Origin of the sequence: Desulfovibrio legallii, from assembly GCF_004309735.1 — a bacterium.
Lineage (GTDB): Bacteria > Desulfobacterota > Desulfovibrionia > Desulfovibrionales > Desulfovibrionaceae > Desulfovibrio > Desulfovibrio legallii.
Genome location: NZ_SIXC01000008.1, coordinates 65,378 through 83,261 on the forward strand (window position 1 = coordinate 65,378; position 17,884 = coordinate 83,261).

20 protein-coding genes are annotated in these 17,884 nt (G+C 63.5%); 17 read left to right on the forward strand and 3 right to left on the reverse strand.

Annotated features, from left to right (window positions below):
* Positions 1 to 60: 60 nt before the first annotated feature.
* The 3 genes from EB812_RS07620 to EB812_RS07630 all read right to left on the reverse strand — a co-directional run bounded on the left by EB812_RS07620 (position 61) and on the right by EB812_RS07630 (position 2,942).
* Positions 61 to 378, reverse strand: a complete 318-nt coding sequence (locus EB812_RS07620; RefSeq protein ID WP_118229733.1) for a P-II family nitrogen regulator — start codon at positions 376 to 378, stop codon at positions 61 to 63.
* A gap of 99 nt (positions 379 to 477) precedes the next feature.
* Positions 478 to 1,941 carry an SLC13 family permease gene (locus tag EB812_RS07625; RefSeq protein ID WP_118229734.1) on the reverse strand — a complete coding sequence of 488 codons (1,464 nt, stop codon included), beginning with the start codon at positions 1,939 to 1,941 and terminating at the stop codon, positions 478 to 480.
* A gap of 320 nt (positions 1,942 to 2,261) precedes the next feature.
* A complete protein-coding gene (locus tag EB812_RS07630; protein ID WP_118229735.1) occupies positions 2,262 to 2,942 on the reverse strand; it encodes an XRE family transcriptional regulator in 681 nt (226 codons plus the stop codon).
* Positions 2,943 to 3,320: 378 nt separating this feature from the next.
* On the opposite strand from EB812_RS07630, the gene EB812_RS07635 reads away from it, so the two are divergent.
* From EB812_RS07635 to EB812_RS11720, 17 genes are all read left to right on the forward strand, one after another.
* On the forward strand, positions 3,321 to 3,566 hold the full coding sequence (locus tag EB812_RS07635) for a hypothetical protein (RefSeq protein ID WP_118229736.1): 246 nt from the start codon (positions 3,321 to 3,323) through the stop codon (positions 3,564 to 3,566).
* Entirely contained in the window at positions 3,553 to 4,116 is a 564-nt protein-coding gene (locus tag EB812_RS07640; protein ID WP_118229737.1) for a Mor transcription activator family protein, read from the forward strand. Before EB812_RS07635 ends, EB812_RS07640 begins: the two co-directional genes overlap by 14 nt.
* A 256-nt stretch (positions 4,117 to 4,372) precedes the next feature.
* Positions 4,373 to 5,059 carry a glycoside hydrolase family 108 protein gene (locus EB812_RS07645; RefSeq protein ID WP_118229738.1) on the forward strand — a complete coding sequence of 229 codons (687 nt, stop codon included), beginning with the start codon at positions 4,373 to 4,375 and terminating at the stop codon, positions 5,057 to 5,059.
* A gap of 1 nt (position 5,060) precedes the next feature.
* Positions 5,061 to 5,384 carry a hypothetical protein gene (locus tag EB812_RS07650; protein WP_118229739.1) on the forward strand — a complete coding sequence of 108 codons (324 nt, stop codon included), beginning with the start codon at positions 5,061 to 5,063 and terminating at the stop codon, positions 5,382 to 5,384.
* A 53-nt stretch (positions 5,385 to 5,437) separates the two neighbouring features.
* Entirely contained in the window at positions 5,438 to 5,842 is a 405-nt protein-coding gene (locus tag EB812_RS07655) for a hypothetical protein (protein ID WP_118229740.1), read from the forward strand.
* Positions 5,842 to 6,102: a hypothetical protein gene (locus EB812_RS07660; RefSeq protein ID WP_118229741.1), complete on the forward strand. Its 261-nt coding sequence runs from the start codon at positions 5,842 to 5,844 to the stop codon at positions 6,100 to 6,102. The genes EB812_RS07655 and EB812_RS07660 overlap by 1 nt, the downstream gene beginning before the upstream one ends.
* A gap of 152 nt (positions 6,103 to 6,254) precedes the next feature.
* Entirely contained in the window at positions 6,255 to 7,577 is a 1,323-nt protein-coding gene (locus EB812_RS07665; RefSeq protein ID WP_118229742.1) for a terminase large subunit domain-containing protein, read from the forward strand.
* The gene (locus EB812_RS07670) at positions 7,577 to 8,323 is read left to right on the forward strand and encodes a GNAT family N-acetyltransferase (protein ID WP_118229743.1); all 747 of its coding nucleotides are present in this window, start codon (positions 7,577 to 7,579) and stop codon (positions 8,321 to 8,323) included. The genes EB812_RS07665 and EB812_RS07670 overlap by 1 nt, the downstream gene beginning before the upstream one ends.
* A 2-nt stretch (positions 8,324 to 8,325) precedes the next feature.
* A complete protein-coding gene (locus EB812_RS07675; protein ID WP_118229744.1) occupies positions 8,326 to 10,128 on the forward strand; it encodes a portal protein in 1,803 nt (600 codons plus the stop codon).
* Positions 10,128 to 10,472, forward strand: coding sequence for a Bbp19 family protein (locus EB812_RS07680; protein WP_118229745.1), 345 nt, complete (start codon positions 10,128 to 10,130; stop codon positions 10,470 to 10,472). Before EB812_RS07675 ends, EB812_RS07680 begins: the two co-directional genes overlap by 1 nt.
* On the forward strand, positions 10,453 to 10,953 hold the full coding sequence (locus EB812_RS07685; protein WP_207287344.1) for a hypothetical protein: 501 nt from the start codon (positions 10,453 to 10,455) through the stop codon (positions 10,951 to 10,953). The genes EB812_RS07680 and EB812_RS07685 overlap by 20 nt, the downstream gene beginning before the upstream one ends.
* 44 nt (positions 10,954 to 10,997) lie before the next feature.
* Positions 10,998 to 11,987: a major capsid protein gene (locus EB812_RS07690; protein ID WP_118229746.1), complete on the forward strand. Its 990-nt coding sequence runs from the start codon at positions 10,998 to 11,000 to the stop codon at positions 11,985 to 11,987.
* Between the two features lie 96 nt (positions 11,988 to 12,083).
* On the forward strand, positions 12,084 to 12,527 hold the full coding sequence (locus tag EB812_RS07695) for a hypothetical protein (RefSeq protein ID WP_118229747.1): 444 nt from the start codon (positions 12,084 to 12,086) through the stop codon (positions 12,525 to 12,527).
* A 108-nt stretch (positions 12,528 to 12,635) separates the two neighbouring features.
* Positions 12,636 to 13,226, forward strand: coding sequence for a phage connector family protein (locus EB812_RS07700; RefSeq protein ID WP_118229748.1), 591 nt, complete (start codon positions 12,636 to 12,638; stop codon positions 13,224 to 13,226).
* A 22-nt stretch (positions 13,227 to 13,248) separates the two neighbouring features.
* Positions 13,249 to 14,880, forward strand: coding sequence for a hypothetical protein (locus EB812_RS07705; RefSeq protein ID WP_130958007.1), 1,632 nt, complete (start codon positions 13,249 to 13,251; stop codon positions 14,878 to 14,880).
* A 260-nt stretch (positions 14,881 to 15,140) separates the two neighbouring features.
* Positions 15,141 to 15,332, forward strand: a complete 192-nt coding sequence (locus EB812_RS11845; protein WP_242621236.1) for a phage tail assembly chaperone — start codon at positions 15,141 to 15,143, stop codon at positions 15,330 to 15,332.
* Positions 15,333 to 15,335: 3 nt separating this feature from the next.
* Complete coding sequence (locus EB812_RS11720) at positions 15,336 to 17,822, forward strand: phage tail protein (protein WP_207287345.1); 2,487 nt, start codon at positions 15,336 to 15,338, stop codon at positions 17,820 to 17,822.
* The last annotated feature ends 62 nt before the right edge of the window (positions 17,823 to 17,884 follow it).

Sequence of the window (17,884 nt, forward strand, 5' to 3'; positions counted from 1 at the left end):
TGCGCCTCCACGGCGGGCGGCTCTTACGCAACCGCCAAAACATTGCAACGTTGCAACGCTCTATTCGCACTGCCCAAGGATATGGAACTGGTGCACCGGGGTGGTGTAGACAATACCGCTGCCGGGATCGCTGAAAATGCTCATGCTGCAGATGGCCGCCACAATGGTCTGAACCAGATCGGCCTGCGCCACAATCAGCAGCATTTCTTTTTGCGGCACCATGCTTATGCCGAAAAACTTCACGTCCTCTTCCGTGCCCGTGCCCCGCGCGCCCAAAACCGTGCCCCCACGGGCCCCGGCCTGCCGGGCAACGCTCATAATTTCATCCGCATGGCCCTCCGAGGCAATGCACGTAATCAGGATATTGTCGGTATTCATGCGTCCGCTCCTGGCGCAGTACAGTGTGCTGTCATAATCAAAATATCTCCTGCCGGCCGAAAAAGCCCCTGGCAAAGGCCTGGCGCCCATCCATGCCTGTCATTGCAGAAAGAAATACGCCATGGCGCCGCCTATGCTTGAAAGAACAATAAAATACGGTAACATCAGCTGCAACATGCGCAGATAGGACAGCCGAATCACCGGGGACAGGGCCGAAGTAAGCAGGAACAAAAACCCGGCTGTGCCGTTGGGCGTGCCCAGGGAGGGAATATTGGTGCCCATGTTGATGACCACGGCAATATTCTGATACCAGTCCAGGTCAAAGGCCCCGGCATTGTAGGCCTTGTCCATCTCGGAAAGAAAAACCGAAGCCACAAAAACGCTGTCGCTGACCATGGAAAGCAGCCCGTTGACCCCGTAGAGCACAAGCAGCTGCGTCTGCCCCTTGAAGGAAAGCACCCACTGCACCACCGGCGTGACCAGGTGCTGGTCGTGCACCACCGCAAGAATGGCAAAAAAGATCACGATGAGTGTGGCAAAGGGCATGGCGTTGTTGAAGGGTTCTGCAAAATCGTGTTCATGGATCATGCCGGTAAAGGCGGAAAGGACCACAATGACGCCAATGCCGATCACCCCCACCTCGGCCACATGAAAGCCTAAGGCCACAATGAGCAGCAGCGCCACCAGCCCTTGCAGCGCGTATTGATACACGCTTTGCCCCGTGAGTTTGCGGGCCCTTTTTTCATAATCCCTGACAATGAGCTGACGTATTTTGTCCGACAGCTCATAGCCGAAACCGGGAAAACGCAAAAGCTCCAGCAGAGGGCACAGAATAAAGCCGCCCAGCACCACAGGCACGGCAATAACCCCGCAGTGCCTGAAGAAATCGGCGAAATTCCAACCCATTTTCGTACCGATCATCATATTCTGCGGCTCGCCCACCAGGGTCAGGGTGCCGCCCAGAGCCGTGCCCACGGCCGCGTGCATGATCAGATTGCGCAGAAAACCCTGGAAGGCGGCAGTTTCCTGTTCCGCCTGCTCCTTGGGAATGCCCGCGTAGGCATTGCCCACCCGATGATAGATGGCGTAAAAATTAAAAATGACGGCAATAAGCACGGCCAGCACCGTCAGCGCGTCCAAAAAACTGGAAAGCGCGGCGGTGGCCACACAAAACACCAGCGAAACTTGCCATTTTTTCCTGAACTGCAGAAAAAGACTGGTGAAAACCAGCGAAAGCACATCCTTGAGGTAGTAGATGCCGGCCACCATGAAAATAAGCAAAAGCAGGGTGGGCAGGTTGGCGGCTATTTCGCTGTATATCGTTTCCGGCCGGGCCAGGCCGATGGCGGCGGCCTGCAGGGCCAGCAGCCCTCCGGCAGGCACAGGGTACACCTGCAGGGCCAGGGCCAGGGTAAAAATAAACTCCAGCAGAATCAGCCAGCCCGCCACAAAGGGGCTGACCAAGAAAAAGACGGCAGGATTCAACAGCAAAAAGCATAAAATTGAATATTTATACCATAGTGGGGCCTTTCCCAAAAAATTCCTGGCCATAATCCGCAGCATGGTATCCCCTGATGACGTCAAAAGAAGCTCTGGCAACGGCAAGAGCGCCCGCAAAGGGCAGCGCCGCAAAAATACTGCCGGGCGGAGAACCGCACGCAGAGTATCCGTTTCTTATGGAATCATACCTGGTTGTGCTGGGCAAATCAAGACAAGGGGATGCTGCTGAAAAAAGGGTTCACAACTTAATATCTATGCATTTTACACGTAACAATACAAAAAATAATTTTATTATATATCACTATAAATTATATACACATTATTACTTCTAGTCATTGCATAATTGTTAATTGAAATTTTACCATTCTACGGACAAAACAACCCTAATCCAACTCACGGCCCACCCACACGGCACGGCCGATAACCCGCACCAGGTCGGCCAGCTGCCCGCCGGTAGGGGCCTCAATGGGCGCATAAAGCGCGTTGGAGCTGCTCAGGATAAGCCGCCCGGGCACGGCATTGACAATTTTGAGATAGACCATGTCCTCCACGCCCACAGCATAGATGCGCCCCGGCACGGGCACGTTTTGGCTCTGGTCAATAAGCACCACGTCGTTGTGCATGATGCGCGGCTGCATGCTGTCGCCCGAAACCCGCAGCAGCACCATGCGCGAAGGGTTGCCCTTGCGGCGCAAAAAATCCCAGCGAAAGGCGTAGTGCCGCAACACCTCGTCGCTGGTCTCAAAGCTGCCCGTGCCCGCCGAAAGCCGGGCCTCCACCATGGGCACCATCACCAGCCTGGCGTCGGGCGTGTCCAGCACGCCGCCTTCGGCCTCGCCCTTGCCGGCCAGAAGCCAGTCCAGAGAACAGCCCAAAGTCCGGGCCAGGCGCACGGCGTGCCCGCCACGAGGCCACTGCCCACGCTCGTACTGCTGAATAGTGGTCAGGCTCAAGCCCATTTTTTTCGCCAGATCCTGCTTGCGCAGGCCCAGAGCCTCGCGCCGTTGCGCCAGACGCCTAGCAAAGGCTCCGGCCTCGTCGCGTCCAAGGCTCACTGCGTTCATGGCTGTCTACCTTTCTCGCGGTTGTCATTTCTTTTTCCTCTGTCACCGCAATGCGGCCGCCAGAGCCTTAGGGACCGGAAGGCCGCCAGGGCCGCCTTCCGCGGCGGAAAAATCTGAAGAACGCCCGTTACAGCAAACAAAACCGCGCACGCCGCCCCAGCACTGTACCCCGAAGCCTTTTTCTTAGCAAGGTTTTCCTATATTGATATAAAAAATTTTTTGCCTATATGGGCTATTTGCGCGGATATAAATATAATAATAGAATTAAAATAATATATTAAAACTTTTCTTTTATAAAAAAGTTTTCCTTGATTCAGAAACAAAAATTTGTAAATCTATTTTTACGCCATCCGGCAATATCTTCCACGGGAGCATAGCATGTACGCACTGCACGATGACATCCGTAACCTGAGCGCTGTGCTGGACCTCTTGCAGGCCCAGGCGGACGCCGCCCAGCGGCCCGTTCTGCGCCTTATGGGCGACCACCTCCGATTGCTGGCAGGACAGCTGGCGCAAAGACCTGTGGCAGAAGTTCCCTGGTCCGCGCCCCTTTGCCCACCCCCGCACAGCCTCCCCTCCCTGTCGCACCCGCTCCTGACGGAGGCCTGCCGTGTGCCCCAGTAGCGCCAAGCCCGCAGCCTCCCGGCAGGACCGCCAGGTGCGCGGGGCCTGGGGCCGCGCCCTGCGCCTGGCCGAAGAGGAACGCCAGTGGCGCGAGCTCGCGCGGCACCTGCCCGAAAGCGCCCGGCTTATCTGGGATATTCTGGATCACCCGCGCCAATTCCAGCGCGTGCTGCACCTCTACGGCGGCCAGAACCTGCATGTGCCTCGCCGCCTGCCGGACCCGCGTCACCCCCTGCGCCGCTCCCTGGGCACGAGCTGCCTGCGTAAACTCATGGCGGCCTTTGGCGGCACCAGCCTCTATGTGCCCCGCTGCGAGGCCCTGTTTCAGAAAATGCGCCAGCACGACATCATTGACGACTTCAGCCGCAGCACCCGCCAGGGCGTCAGCAGCACCGCCGCCGTGGCAGGTCTGGCCCGCCGTCACGGCATCTCGGAGCGCCGCGTCTGGCAAATCCTGAAAAAAGACGGCTCCGCTCCCCCGCAGGCCCGGCTGCTGCACAGCCTCCGAGCCGCTTCCAGACCCCCTGCACTTTCAGATAATACACCGTAATAATTCATTATATATTTTAATATTTATTAAGCAATACTCATAAGCCTATCATTTGACAGGCTTTTTTTGCACGCATCCGCGCACACGCCCCCGCCCCTGCCGCCGCAACCCGCACCAGGCAAGGTCTGCCCCCTGCTGAAGCCTTTCAGTCTTACACCAAACGCGCTTTGCGGCATGGTGGCTTCACGCGCCGCGCCCGCCGGTCGGATTCAGAACCCGGCGGCCGACAGCTAAGTCCACCAGCAAGGAGCCCGTCATGTCCGCTACCGCGTTTCAGAAAGCCCACGCCTTCACCGCCCTCTGGGAGGGCGGCCTGACCGACCATCCTGCCGACCCCGGCGGCCTGACCAACCACGGCGTTTCCCTGCGCTGGGTGCAGGATCTGGCCCGTCAGGCCAGAGAAGAATGCCTGCGCCAGCAGCGCAACTGCGCCCAGTGCGTCCGCCGCGCCACCGCCGCCTGCCCCTGCGACGGACTGGACCTGGATACGGACGGCGATGTGGACGCCGACGACATCCGTGCCTGCACCAAAGCGCAGGCGCAGGTTTTGTTCAAAAAACACTTCTGGGACGCCCTGGGATGCGCGGCCCTGCCCCTGCCCCTGGCCGTTGTGCTCTACGACGGGGCCGTAAACCAGGGCCCGGCGCGCGCCGTGCGCCAGATGCAGCAGGCCATGAACGCCACGGGTGAAGCCCAGCTGGACCACTACACGGCCATTGCCGAAGACGGTCTTATGGGCGAACGCACGGCCGAACTGGCCGCGGCTCTGGCCGCAGCCGGTTTGCACTGGTACGCAGCCCGCCAGACCTTGCGCCTGCGCGAGGCTTTTTACCGCGATCTGGCCGCCCGTCGCCCCTCCATGAAGGCCTTTCTTGCGGGCTGGCGCAACCGGGTGCGCGACCTGCACAACTATCTGGCCCGGCTGGAACGGGAGGAGGACTGATATGTGGACCCTGCTCGGCAAACTTTTCAGCGGCCTCGGCACCATGGCGGGATCGGCCCTGCAGCGCGTCCTGCCCGACCACAATGCGCAGAACGCGGCGCAAAGTCGTATCAATGAAGCGGAAGTGGCCGGCGCGCCCCAAAGTCGGCTGCGGCTCTGGCGCTCCTTTCTGGGCTGGATGCTCAGCCTGCTGTTCTGTTGGGAAGTGGTGGGAAGGCTCATTGTCATCCCCCTGTTTTTCGCCTCCTGGGGCGCCAGCCTGCCGCCCTCGGCCCTGGACCAGATCATGGGCCTGCTGCTGGGCATGCTGGGCCTGGGTTTTTAGCCGCACAAGGCTTTTGCCGCCGCCCCTTCACCTGCAACCACGGAGCGCAACCCATGCCTATCGACCTTTTTTCCTCCACGGGCGCAAGCCTGCTGGTGCTGGCGGTCCAGGCCCTGTTTGCCTGGGCCCTCTGGAGCCTGCGCCGGGCCTTTGTCCGCCAGGACGACTATCTGCTGCATTTGCAGCGCGAGGCCCGCTGCGAAGCCGCCACCAACCGCCGCCTGGCCGGGCTGGAAAATGGCCTGCGCGCCATCCCCGGCACGGCGGCCCTCACCGGCCTGCACAACGAACTGGCCGCCCTGCGCGGTGAGCTGCAGGCCCTCAGCGCCCGCATGAGCGGTCTGGACCGCCTGCTGACCCGGCTGGAACACGGCCTGGAGCGTCAGGAGGACCGCCTGCACAGCCTGCCCGTCCGCCGACAGCCTTACAGCGGCAGCGCCGCCGGAGCCCGCCGCTGATGGCCGCCCGGCGCGCCCCGGCGCAACCCCGTTCCGGCGTGCAGGGGCTGCTGCGCAGCCTGGAAGAACGCCTCGCCCTGCTCACCAACAGCCTGAATCGAGCCGACATAGCTGAAAAAAGCATTGATATCGTCAAAGAAATCAAAGAACTCCACGCCATCCTCGGCGCGTTGGACGCGGCCGCCGCGCCGGCCCAGGCCCCACGCCTGCGCGTAACCTGGGCCGGTCCCGCTCCGGATCAGCCCCCGAAAAAACCATAGTCGGATCAAAAAGAAAACCGCTCCGCCGGTCCAGGGGTAGCGCTCTTGGGAAACCCTTTTCCCATAAGCGCAGGCTGCCCACGCGCCATCCGCCCCTCCAGCGTGCTGGACCCGCCCGGCGCGGACCTTCAAACAGCAACCCGCAGGTCGCCATGCTCCACGTCATTCCCTATACGCCGCGTCCGTTACAGTGGCGTTTCCACCAGGAACGCACGCGCTTCTGCGTCATGCTCTGCCACCGGCGGTTCGGCAAAACAGTGGCGGCCGTCAACGACCTGATCCGTCAGGCTCTCCTTTCAGGCCGGGAGGACTGGCGGGCGGCCTACGCCGCACCCTTTCTGGGGCAAGCCAAGGCCGTAGCCTGGGACTACTGCCGCCGTTTTGCCGGGGCAGTACCGGGCACGCGCTTTCTGGAAAGCGAGCTCGCCTGTCTGCTGCCCACGGGCGGGCGCATCCGTCTGCTGGGCACGGAAAACGCCCAGGCCCTGCGCGGCCTGTACCTGGACGACCTGGTACTGGACGAACCGGCGGACATGCCCCGGCAGGTCTGGAGCCAGGTGTTGCGGCCCATGCTGGCGGATCGCCAGGGACGGGCGCTGTTTTGCGGCACGCCACACGGCACGGATAACCTGCTCTATGACGTCTGGCAGCAGGCCGGCGCGGACCAAAGCGGACTGTGGTCGCGTTTCCGCTTTCCCGCTTCGCAGACGGGCTACCTGCCGCAGGCGGAGCTGGAGGCCGCGCGCCAGAGCATGGAGGCGGCGGAGTTTGCGCAGGAATTCGAGTGCTCGTTCGCCGCTGCGGTGCGCGGGGCCTACTACGCGCCCCTGGTGGACGCGGCCGAACGCGAAGGGCGCATCGCCGCCCTGCCCGTGGCTCCGGAACTGCCCGTGCACACAGCCTGGGACCTGGGCATGGACGACGCCACGGCCATCTGGTTTTTCCAGGTGGAGCCATCGGGAACCTGGCGCTTTGTGGACTACTACGAAGCCTCAGGCGAAGGGCTGGCCCACTATGTGCGGGTGCTGGAGCAAAAAGCCCGCCCGGCGGGCCCGGCCGCGCCGGGGGAGGATCTGCCTGGCCGGGGCTTTTGCTACGGCCAGCATCTGGCCCCGCAGGACATCCGGGTGCGGGAACTGGGCACAGGCCAGAGCCGCTGGGAATGCGCGGCGCGCATGGGTCTGCGTTTCAGTCTGGCCCCGGCCCTGCCCCTGGCCGACGGCATCGACGCCGTGCGCCGCCTGCTGCCGCGCTGCTGGTTTGACGCGGAGCACTGCGCCACGGGCATCAAGGCCCTGCGCGCCTACCGGCGGCAGTGGCGGCCCGGCGGACCAGGCTCCGGCCCCCTGCACGACTGGACCAGCCACGGGGCCGATGCCCTGCGCTACGCGGCCACGGGCTTTCGTCCCGTGGCGGCAACCGTCGACGGCTGCCGCCGGGCCAGAACCCGCTACAACATGTTCGGAGAAGACTGATGCCCTGCTTCCACTACCTGCCCGCCCAGGACCAGGCCACGCGCGACGCCGTTTTTGTCCGCATGTCTGCCGAAGGGCTGCTGGGCTGCGCCATGAGCGCCTTTGCCGCCCCCAGCCTGGACGACTGGCAACGCATTACGGACCCGGCCCACGGCGTGCTGCTCTGCTGCTATCCGGCCGCAGGCGGGCACGACCCCGCCGCCATGCTGGCCTGCGCCCTGTTCACGCCGCGCCGGGGCAAGCTCTGGGAATTTGATTTCACCACCTTCCGGGCCGCGGCCCGGCTGGCCGTGCCCATGGCCCGCGACGGCCTGGCCTGGGCTTTTACCCGGCTGGACTGCGCGGCGGTGCTGGGCCTTTGTCCCGCGCCCAACCGCCACGCCTGGCGTCTGGCCCAAGCCTGCGGTTTTCGGTTGTTGGCCCGGCTGCCGCAAGCCTGCCGTCACGCCCGGAAAAACCGCTTTGTGGACGGCGTGCTGGTCTGCTGCACACCGTCAGACTTGCGCAACGTCAACCCCAAGGAGGCTCTTATGGGATTCGGAGGAGGCAGCGCCGACACGCCCAGCGTGCCCGAAGTGACGCCCGTACCCAAACAGGAAGTGCAGAAGCCCGTCACAGAAGCGGCCACGGCCGCCCGCCAGATCCAGAAGGACAAGGCCGCCCGCGCAGCCGGGCTCTACGCCGCTGTGCACACCAGTCCGCTCAACCGGGCGGAAACCACCCGCAAAACCCTGCTGGGGCAATAATCATGACCAACCGGGAAACACAGAACGCCCCCACAGGCGAAGACGCGCTACGCGCCCGCCTTCCGGATCTGGTCCGGCGTTATCAGGCCCTGCTGCGCCGACGCGCCCCCTGGGACACGGCCTGGCAAAGCCTGGCGGACCACTTTCTGCCCACCCGCTGTCGGCTGCAGCCCGAAGCGGACGCGGCAGAACAAGGCCCCCTGCTCAACCGTCGGCTGGTAGACGCTACGGGCATTCTGGCCATGCGCACCTTGGCGGCAGGGCTGCAAGGCGGGCTGACCAGTCCGGCCCGGCCCTGGTTCCGCCTCAGCCTGGATGACGCGGACCTGGCCCGCCAACGCCCGGTACAGGCTTGGCTGGACGAGGTGGCCGCGCGCATGCGCGCGGTTTTCCACCGCTCCAACTTCTACAACGCCATGCACACCATCTACGGTGAACTGGGCGCTTTCGGCACGGCCTTTGTGTTTGAGCTGGCCGACGTCCGCGGCGGCTTCCGCTTTCTGCCCCTCTGCGCCGGGGAATACGTCCTGGACTGCGACGCGGCCCGGCGGGTGGACACGGTCTTCCGCCGCACGGCCATGACCCTGCGCCAGCTGCTCCAGGCCTTCGGCCCGGCGGCCCTGCCGGAAAGCCTGCGCCGCCAGGCCGCGGTGCAGCCTGATGCCCGGCACAACGTCATCCAGGCCGTATATCCGCGCACGGAGCGCAACCCCGCGCTGCTCACGGCCCGGCATATGCCCGTGGCCTCGGTGTACTGGCTGGAAGGGCGCGAAGGCCAGGGGCACCCTTTGCGGCAGTCGGGCTTCCGCTCCTTCCCCGGCTTCGGACCACGCTGGGACGTGGCCGGCAACGACGTCTACGGCCGCTCCCCGGCCATGGACGCCCTGCCCGACTGCCGCATGCTGCAACAAATGGGCGTCACCACCCTCAAGGCCATCCATAAGGCCGTGGATCCGCCCATGAGCGTAGCCGCGGGCCTGCGCTCCGTGGGGCTCGACCTGACCCCAGGCGGCATCAACTATGTGGACAGCGCCCCCGGCCAGAGCCCCCAGGCGGCCACGCCGCTCCTGCAGGTCAATCCGGACTTGGCCACGGCCCGCAAGGCTATGGAAGCCGTGCAGAACCAAATCCGCAACGGGCTCTACAACGATCTCTTCAAGCTCATTCTGGAAGGCCGCAGCCGGGTCACGGCCAGCGAGATCGCCGCCCGCGAGGAGGAAAAACTGGTGCTCATCGGGCCCGTGCTGGAACGCCTGCACGACGAGCTGTTCATCCCGCTCATGGACCGCACCTTCCTGTGCATGGCCGAGCTGGACATGCTGCCGCCCTGCCCGCCGGAGCTCACGGGCCGTCGCCTCAAGGTGGAGTTCGTCTCCCTGCTGGCCCAGGCGCAAAAACTGGTGGGCGTGAGCGCCACAGGCCAATATCTGGCCTTGACCCTTAAAGCCTCCGCCGCCTGGCCCGAAGCCCTGGACGCCCTCAACGTGGACCGGCTGCTGGACAGCTACGCCGACAGCCTGGGCCTGCCCGTCAGCCTGAGCCGTCCCCTGGAGGAGCGAAAACAACTGCGGGCCGCCAGAGCGGAATCGTCCCGCGTGGCCGCCCTGACCCAAAACCTGCGCCAGGGCGTGGACATGGCGCGCCAGCTGGCCCAGACGCCGCTGCACGGCCCGCAAGGGCAGGAAGGTTCGGCCCTGGACGGTCTGGCCGACCTGATCCGCGGCCTGGGCCGCCCGGCATGGTCCCCGCCGTCTGCCGCGGCAGCGGCCCCAAGCCCAGCGCCTCCTCGTAAGGAGGCCCGCTGATGGACGCCTTTGCCCCATATGAACAGGCCGAAAAACGACAAAAATTGGCCCAAAGCCGCGTTCTGCAGGCGGAAGCGGCTCTGCGCGAGGCGCTCACGGGCCTTATGGCCCACCCCCAGGGCCGCCTGCTGCTGCGCTGGCTGCTGGAAGAATGCCGCTGCTTCAGCGCCCTGAACCTGGAAGACGCCCCGCCCGGCGCGGACGCCCTGCGCCTGGGCTTTACCGAAGGCCGCCGCTACGTGGGCGCGCGTCTGCTGCGCCTGCTGCGCCGGGCCGACCCGGAATATCTGCCCCGTTTGCTCAACCCACAGGAGGACGAAGACCATGAGCCAGACCACCCCTGACCTGCCCCTTGCCCCCGGCCCGGACACTACCGGGACCAACGGCGCGCCCGCCGCGCCTGCCCCCGCGGAAAGCGCCCCCGCGCCCGACATGCCCGCGCCGGACACAGCGACGCCCGACGCCCCGGCGCAGGATCCCTTGGCCCAGAAGCTGCGGGAGCACGAGGTCGCCCAGCGCGCCTCCTGGCAGGCCCAGGTGGACCAGTGGCGGCGCGAAGCCGCCCAGGATCCACAGCTGGGCGGCGAAAACCTCTCCGCCAGCGTGGCCCGCGCCCAGCTGGCCCTGGACCGCTTTGATCCGGATCGTCACATCGGCCGTTTGCTGGAGGAAACCGGCTACGGCAACAACCTGTCCATCCTGCGCTTCTTCAACAACATTGCCGACGCCCTCATGGAAGACGGCTTGGTGCGCGGCGAGGCCCACAGCGCCGCCATGCCGCCCCTGGAAGAACGCATGTACGCGGGCTGGTCCGCGCGGGGCTAGATTCCCCTTTTTTACTGTCACACCCTGCAACCAACGAGGCAACTATGGCCACTTCTTTGGGTTTTGTGGTTTCTTTGGCGGAAATGGAACAGTTCTACCGCGGTGAAAAAGCCGGGCAGATCATTGAGCTCATGAACAAAACCAACGACATCGTGGACGATGTGCTCTGGATGGAGGCCAACCAGAGCGACGGCCACCTCACCCGCATCCGCACCGGCCTGCCGGAAGTTTACTGGCGCAGGCTCTACCAGGGCACGCCGCCCAGTAAATCCCAGTGGAGCCAGGTCAAGGAAGGCTGCGGCATTCTCGAAGCCATTATGGAATTGGATGTGGAGGAGCTGCGTCTTTACGGCAGCCGCGACCGGGCCTTCCGCATGAGCGAAGGCATCGCCTTTGCCGAGGCCATGCGTCAGAAGGTGGCCGCCACCCTCTTCTACGGCAACAGCAATCTGAACCCTGACGAATTCAACGGCCTGGCCATGCGCTACCCGGCTCAGGACGCCAACAACGTGCTGGACGCCGGCGGACGCGACGCCACCGGCTGCACCTCGCTCTGGCTGGTCGCCTGGGGCGCGCAGTCCGTGCATGGAGTCTACCCCAAGGGCAGCACGGGCGGACTCTCTCACGAGGATCTCAAAACCTACATGACTCAGGATCCGGACGGCCGCAAATACCAGGTGGTGGGCGATAAGTACAACTGGCGTTGCGGCCTGGCCGTGCGTGACTGGCGCGGCGTGGCGCGCATCGCCAACCTGCCCGTGGCGGCCCTGGGCAAACGCAAGGGCCAGAGCGGCTTTGTGGACCTGCAGAAGCTGACCATCGAAGCCAAAAACCGCATGCCCCAGCATCTGCGTCAGAAAGCGGTGTGGTACGCCAATGCCGATGTGCTCACTGCCCTGGAATTGCAGAATTCCGACGCGGGCAACGTGCAGCTGCAGTACGGCGAATTTTTTGACGCCAAAGCCGTGCCCGTGCTTCACGGCCGGCCCGTGCGCCAGTGCGACGCCGTGCTTTCCACCGAAGACCCCGTCTAGCCCCGCGGCTTCCGCCCGGCGGGGCCCCGCGCGCCGGGCGGGGCCATCCTTCAGTTCCATCCCGCCCCTCACTTCCACATCCCGCAAGGAGATCCCATGGCCATCATCGATCGCAACGCCGTTTTTTTTGAAGGCTCCCTCACCGCCAACGCCACGGGCAACACCGTGGCCCTGACCGCCTGCAAGCTGCCGGGCCGCATGGAGCCCATGCCCCTGCGCCTCTCCGTTACCGAAGCCTTTCTGCCCGCCGAAGTCCAGAATCTGAGCATTGACATGGAGCAGGCCGCCCAGCCCGACGGCCCCTGGACCAGCGTGCCGGGCGGCAGCGTCAGCATTGCCCACAGCGCGGCGGCCCCCACTCTGGATCTGGGCGCGCGGCCTTACCTGCGCTTTTTGCCCCAGGGCGCGCGCCAGCCCTACCTGCGTCTGCGTTTTTCCCTCACGCCCGTATCCGGGCAGAACGTGAGCCAGGGCCGCATCTTCGCCGCCCTGACCAGAGAAGAAGACCTGCCCTACGAAGCGGCCCTCATGGTCCGCTGAGCGCGCACCTCTGGGGAAAAAGGGGACGGATGTCTCCCCTTTTCCCCTGCCGCCAGCGGCCTTGTCCCGCTGTCCTGGCCTCCGCAAACCATTTTTCAGGAGCGTGGCATGAGCATCAATCAAATCAGCATCTGGAACCGCGCCCTGGGTTTCCTGGGCGCACGCGGCGTAGCCGCGGAACAGGAAAATACACCAGAAGCCCTGCAGTGTCGGCTGTACTGGGATACAGCCCGGCGGCAGGTTTTGCGCGACTTTCCCTGGAATTTCGCCCAGCGCAGGGCCTGGCTCGCGCCGCAGGCCCTGCCCGAAGGCTACGCGCCCGAATTCGGCTTTGCCTATGCCCTGCCCGACCTGTGCCTCAAGGTGCACGCCGTACGGCACCAGGGCCTTGCGCCGCGCCCCTTTCGCCTGGGCCGCAACGCCGCCGGGGACGCCCCTCTGCTGCTGACGGATTCGGACCGCGCCCTGGCCCTGTACACAGAAGACGTGCAAAACCCCCGCCTGTTCGACGACCTTTTCGCCCACATTCTGGCCCGCAAGCTGGCGGCCCTGGTGGCCGTACCCCTGCTCAAAGATGCGGGCCAGCAGATCGCCGCACTGGAGAAGCTCTATGCCGCCGACCTGCCGCGAGCCCAGGCCGCCGACGCCTCAGAACGCAGGGAGCGCCCTGCGGAAGACCCCTGGCTTCTGGCCCGCTGACATTCTTTAAGGAGCCTCTGCCATGACCATGCCCTTCAGCCCCAGCCGCACCGTTTTCCACGGCAACGGCGTCGCCACCACGTTCCCCTTTGCCTTCAAGGTCTGGAGCGCGGACCAGCTCACCGTCACGGTCACCATGCCAGGCGCCACAGAGCAGACCGAGGAAGACGTCACCGCCCAGTGCAGCATCAGCCTTACCGAAAGCGGCGGCAGCGTCGTCTACCTGCGCGAAGGCAGCCCCTTGCCCGCCGGGGCCGTGCTCTCCATCACCCGCGACATGCCCTTTGTTCAGGAAGTGGACCTGGTTTCCGCCTCCCGCTTCGACCCCCAGGTTATTGAAGACGCCCTGGACCAGGCCGCAGCCGAACGGCAGCAGTTACGCGAGGGCTTGAGCCGCGCTGTCAAGCTGTCGGCCACGAGCGCGACCACGCCGGAGGACATGGTCGAAGATATCTTTGACGCCCGCGACCAGGCGGAACAATCCGCAACCGGCGCGGCCGCTTCTGCTACCGCTGCGGCTGACAGTGCTACAGCCGCAGCCAGTAGCGCGACTACGGCCAGCCAAAAAGCCACCACCGCCGCTGACAGTGCAGACCTCGCCAGCCAGAAGGCTACCGCTGCAGCTGACAGTGCTGCAAACGCAGCCACGCAGGCCGACAATGCCGCTGGCAGCGCGACCACAGCTACTCAAAAGGCCGCAGCCGCAGCCAGTAGTGCTACAGCCGCCGCTGGCAGCGCGACCACAGCTACTCAAAAGGCCGCAGCCGCAGCCAGTAGTGCTACAGCCGCCGCTGGCAGCGCGACCACAGCTACTCAAAAGGCTACAGCCGCAGCCAGTAGTGCGACTGCTGCCGCTGGCAGCGCGACTACGGCCAGCCAAAAGGCCATAGCTGCGGCTGACAGCGCCACCGCCGCCGCTGACAGTGCAGACCTCTCCCGGCGCTGGGCCTCTGAAGATGCAGATGTGCCAGTGCAGTCCGGGGAATACAGCGCCAAACACTACGCGCACAAGGCAAAAGACGCGGTGCCGGATAACCTTGTTTCCAGGGTTGAAGCAGTTGAGGGAAAAACGCAGTCAGCCACCACAAGCACGAGGGGAATCGGCCGTGTTGCGACGGCTGCGGACATGGTAACGGGGGCGACGCTTGACAACGGCCCGGCGTTTTTGAGCGTAGGCAGTGTTGTAACCCCCACGCCCACGGCCAACGCCGTGCCGCAGGCTGACGCAAGTGGGAAGCTGGACGATTGGATAACGAAAACGGATACAGTTGCCGCCACTGGCACGGCATTAGCAACGCAAAAATGTGCTTGGGACACAGCCATGCAGGTGGGTACATCACTCCTGTTGTCGACTAAGCCATCCATGCCTGGGGACTGGCAGATAACTGGTGTCGTAATTGGAAAGCCACTTTTTATAGTAATGAACAGGAGTACGCCCACAGGGATTGCAAAGCTAAAGACTATAAGCGGTGCTGACGGTGGACAAGGAGAAACAGGTACATCTGCAACATCTGGCTATGTACTTGGCTATAGTACCGATGGAGAATACGCATCGTCAAACTGCTACATAGTATTTCCAAATAAAGAAACAGTTATTATTCGCGTCATAGAACTCACTGCAGGTGCTAACATACAGCTAAAAGCCTATCAATAAATATGGAATGGTGAAATATGTACGGAATTTTCATAGCATCAAATGGCTTTGTATTGCGCGTAGCGAGCCAGGAGGACCGAATTGCGTTCCTCAATTCGCAATGGCACGAGCTATCAGATGCAGCGATTTCAGATGCTGGAATGTCGGTGTACGAAAGTTTTGTAGGACCTCACAACACATCAGTTGCAAAATATGGGAGCATTGTATTCATCCCACCGCCCCCGCCCACAGAGGAGGATCTCTTTACACAGCTCCGCGCCGTGCGTGACGCTAAGCTGGGCGACACGGACAAGTATCTGTTAGCGGATTACCCTAGTAGCGCTGACAGCCTGGCCGCCATCAGGGCCTACCGCCAGACACTGCGCGACTTGCCTGGCCAGGAGGGTGCGCCGTGGGACGGCGGCGGCGAACTGACGCCCTGGCCGGAACTGCCAGCCGTGCAAGGGGTCTGACCCATGCGCATAGCCCTGCAAAACTTTACCGGCGGCGAAATCTCCCCCACCCTGGGGGCGCGCTACGACCTGACCCGCTACCGCAACTGCGTGGCCTGCATGGAAAACATGCTGCCAGGCCTGCACGGCGACGCGGCCCGGCGCTCCGGCACCCGCTTTGTGGCCGACCTGGGGGAGGAAAATGCCGTGCTCATCCCCTTCAGCTTCAATGAAGAGGCCGGACAGAACTTTGTCCTTATCCTCTCGGGCCACCGCCTGCGCGTAAGCGACGGCACGGCCCTTATGGATGTGGATGTGGTCACGCCCTATACCGTTGCCGACCTGCTGCGTCTTTCCTACGCGCAAGTGGGCGACGTGGTCTATCTGGCCCATCCGGACTACCCCCTGCAAAAAATCCTGCGCACGGATGCGGAAGGCGGCGGCTACGCCTGGGAGATTGAAGAGGTCGTCCTGAACCAGAGCCTGGACGCCCCAGCCGCGCCCACGGTGAAGTTCAGCGGCACTGCCGGAAGTTACACACTGCGCTACAAGGTGGTGGCCGTGGACGACGACGGCCGCGAATCCTTGCCGTCAGAAGCAGGAGCCGTCACCACGGGCAAACATCCCTCTGACTGGGTGCAGGGCAACAGCGCCACTGTCACTTGGTCGGCCGTGGACGACGCTACGGAATACAACGTTTACCGCGAAGAAGCCGGGTACTACGGCTTTATCGGCGTCACCAAGGCCGCCAGCGCCGAGGGCGGCGAGCTGGCTGGCCTCAAAATGGGCAGTCTGACCTGCGACATCAGTCACTATGCTGGCAGCATTACCCGCACCGTGGTCAACGGCAATGGGCACACCGCCAATGTGGACAGCACCAGCAAGCTCAAAGTGTCCGCATCCACTACGCAGAACGCCTTTATCCTTGATAACAAGGCCTTTGTTCGGGTGACAAAAACAACGAATACCACCACCTGGAGATATCTCAACAACTCGAACGGGACAAAAACCTGGCTTTCTTCCACCTCCACGAGCAAAAGCTATTTTTGGGTCATGCTGCCCTGCGAAGACGGCGACCCCAGTGGCACATACAGCACCTATACCACCGGCCAGCTGGGCAACAACGCAGCCTACCCCTCCGGCACGGTGGGGGCTTATGCCGTTTCCCCCGTGTTTGCCGCCGGCGCAACCCTGAAATTTATCGATAACAATTACGAAGCCGACACCTCCGATACGCCCAAGGAAGACTGGGACCCCTTTGCCGACGGCAACAACCCCGGCGTCGTGGCTTTTCATCAGCAGCGCATGGCCCTGGGCGGCGGCAAAAAAAGCCCCGGCTACTTTTACATGTCCCGCACCGGGGATTTTGAAAACTTCCGCAAGTCCCGCCCCCTGCAGGACGACGACCCCGTGGAATACATGATTGCCTCCGGCTCCATTGACAGCATCCAGTGGATAGCCAGTTTTGGCGATTTGCTTTTGGGCACCTCCGGCAGCGAATACAAGGCCACGGGCACAGACGGCGTCATCACGCCTTCGGGCGTGAGCATTGTGGCCCAAAGCTACTGGGGTAGCTCTGGCGGGCTTGCGCCGCTCATTATCGGCAACTCCGTCATGCACGTGCAGCGCCACGGTTCGCGGGTACGCGACCTGTTCTATTCGCTGGAAAAAGACGGCTACGCGGGCAACGACCTCTCCATCATGGCCCCGCACCTTTTTGACGGCTACAGCATCTTGCAGTGGGCCTACCAGCAGACCCCAAGTTCCACCATCTGGTGCGTGCGCAACGATGGCACGCTGTTGGCCCTCACCTACATGAAGGAGCATGAAATTTATGGCTGGTCCCGCCACCCCACGGATGGCAAGGTGCGCTCCGTGTCCGTCCTCTCCGGCGAAGATTCGGACGTGCTGCTGTTGGTGGTGGAACGGCAGGTGAACGGCGTCACCCGTCATTTTCTGGAAAAGCTGGAAGCGCCCTTCGGCCAGGATACGGCCATTGAAGAGGCCTTCTTTGTGGATTGCGGCATCACCCAGCGCAGTGAAACAGGCCTGGACGTGGTGACGGGGCTGGACCATCTGGAAGGGCGGGAAGTGTCCGTGCTGGCCGACGGCAGTCCTGTGGAAGGCTGCGTGGTACAGGGCGGGCAAATCAGCCTGCCCTACCCGGCCAAGGTGGTGCACGCTGGCCTGGCCTACACGGCCGCCCTGGCCCCTCTGCCCGTGGAGGCCGACGCACAGACCGGTTCCACCCTGGGCAAGCGCCGGGCCTACGGGCGCTGCGCCGTGCGCCTCTACCGCAGCGTGGGCGGCAAATACGGCCCGGACCGGGAAACCCTCTACGACTTCCCCTTCCTGCCCGCAACGTATGGCGCGCCCTGTGAACCTTTCTCCGGCGACCTGGAGTTCACCCCCGGCGGCGGTCAGGACGCCCAGACCTCCGTATGGCTGGTGCAGGACAGGCCCCTGCCGTGGCGGCTCCTGGCCCTGGTGGTGGATACGGCCTTCGGCTAGAGCATTTACCACTTGAAATGCTTGCTTACGGCAGGCAAAAGCCTGCCTTCTCGCATTTCGTG

Excerpts from the sequence above, each read along its gene's own strand:
- EB812_RS07665 (WP_118229742.1), top strand. The coding sequence starts at position 6,255 with ATGCTCCACGTCATTCCCTATACGCCGCGTCCGTTACAGTGGCGTTTC.
- EB812_RS07660 (WP_118229741.1), top strand. The coding sequence starts at position 5,842 with ATGGCCGCCCGGCGCGCCCCGGCGCAACCCCGTTCCGGCGTGCAGGGG.
- EB812_RS07655 (WP_118229740.1), top strand. The coding sequence starts at position 5,438 with ATGCCTATCGACCTTTTTTCCTCCACGGGCGCAAGCCTGCTGGTGCTG.
- EB812_RS11720 (WP_207287345.1), top strand. The coding sequence starts at position 15,336 with ATGCGCATAGCCCTGCAAAACTTTACCGGCGGCGAAATCTCCCCCACC.
- EB812_RS07635 (WP_118229736.1), top strand. The coding sequence starts at position 3,321 with ATGTACGCACTGCACGATGACATCCGTAACCTGAGCGCTGTGCTGGAC.
- EB812_RS07680 (WP_118229745.1), top strand. The coding sequence starts at position 10,128 with ATGGACGCCTTTGCCCCATATGAACAGGCCGAAAAACGACAAAAATTG.
- EB812_RS07700 (WP_118229748.1), top strand. The coding sequence starts at position 12,636 with ATGAGCATCAATCAAATCAGCATCTGGAACCGCGCCCTGGGTTTCCTG.
- EB812_RS07645 (WP_118229738.1), top strand. The coding sequence starts at position 4,373 with ATGTCCGCTACCGCGTTTCAGAAAGCCCACGCCTTCACCGCCCTCTGG.
- EB812_RS07650 (WP_118229739.1), top strand. The coding sequence starts at position 5,061 with ATGTGGACCCTGCTCGGCAAACTTTTCAGCGGCCTCGGCACCATGGCG.
- EB812_RS07705 (WP_130958007.1), top strand. The coding sequence starts at position 13,249 with ATGACCATGCCCTTCAGCCCCAGCCGCACCGTTTTCCACGGCAACGGC.
- EB812_RS07685 (WP_207287344.1), top strand. The coding sequence starts at position 10,453 with ATGAGCCAGACCACCCCTGACCTGCCCCTTGCCCCCGGCCCGGACACT.
- EB812_RS07690 (WP_118229746.1), top strand. The coding sequence starts at position 10,998 with ATGGCCACTTCTTTGGGTTTTGTGGTTTCTTTGGCGGAAATGGAACAG.
- EB812_RS07670 (WP_118229743.1), top strand. The coding sequence starts at position 7,577 with ATGCCCTGCTTCCACTACCTGCCCGCCCAGGACCAGGCCACGCGCGAC.
- EB812_RS07620 (WP_118229733.1), bottom strand. The coding sequence starts at position 378 with ATGAATACCGACAATATCCTGATTACGTGCATTGCCTCGGAGGGCCAT.
- EB812_RS07675 (WP_118229744.1), top strand. The coding sequence starts at position 8,326 with ATGACCAACCGGGAAACACAGAACGCCCCCACAGGCGAAGACGCGCTA.
- EB812_RS07695 (WP_118229747.1), top strand. The coding sequence starts at position 12,084 with ATGGCCATCATCGATCGCAACGCCGTTTTTTTTGAAGGCTCCCTCACC.
- EB812_RS07630 (WP_118229735.1), bottom strand. The coding sequence starts at position 2,942 with ATGAACGCAGTGAGCCTTGGACGCGACGAGGCCGGAGCCTTTGCTAGG.
- EB812_RS07625 (WP_118229734.1), bottom strand. The coding sequence starts at position 1,941 with ATGCTGCGGATTATGGCCAGGAATTTTTTGGGAAAGGCCCCACTATGG.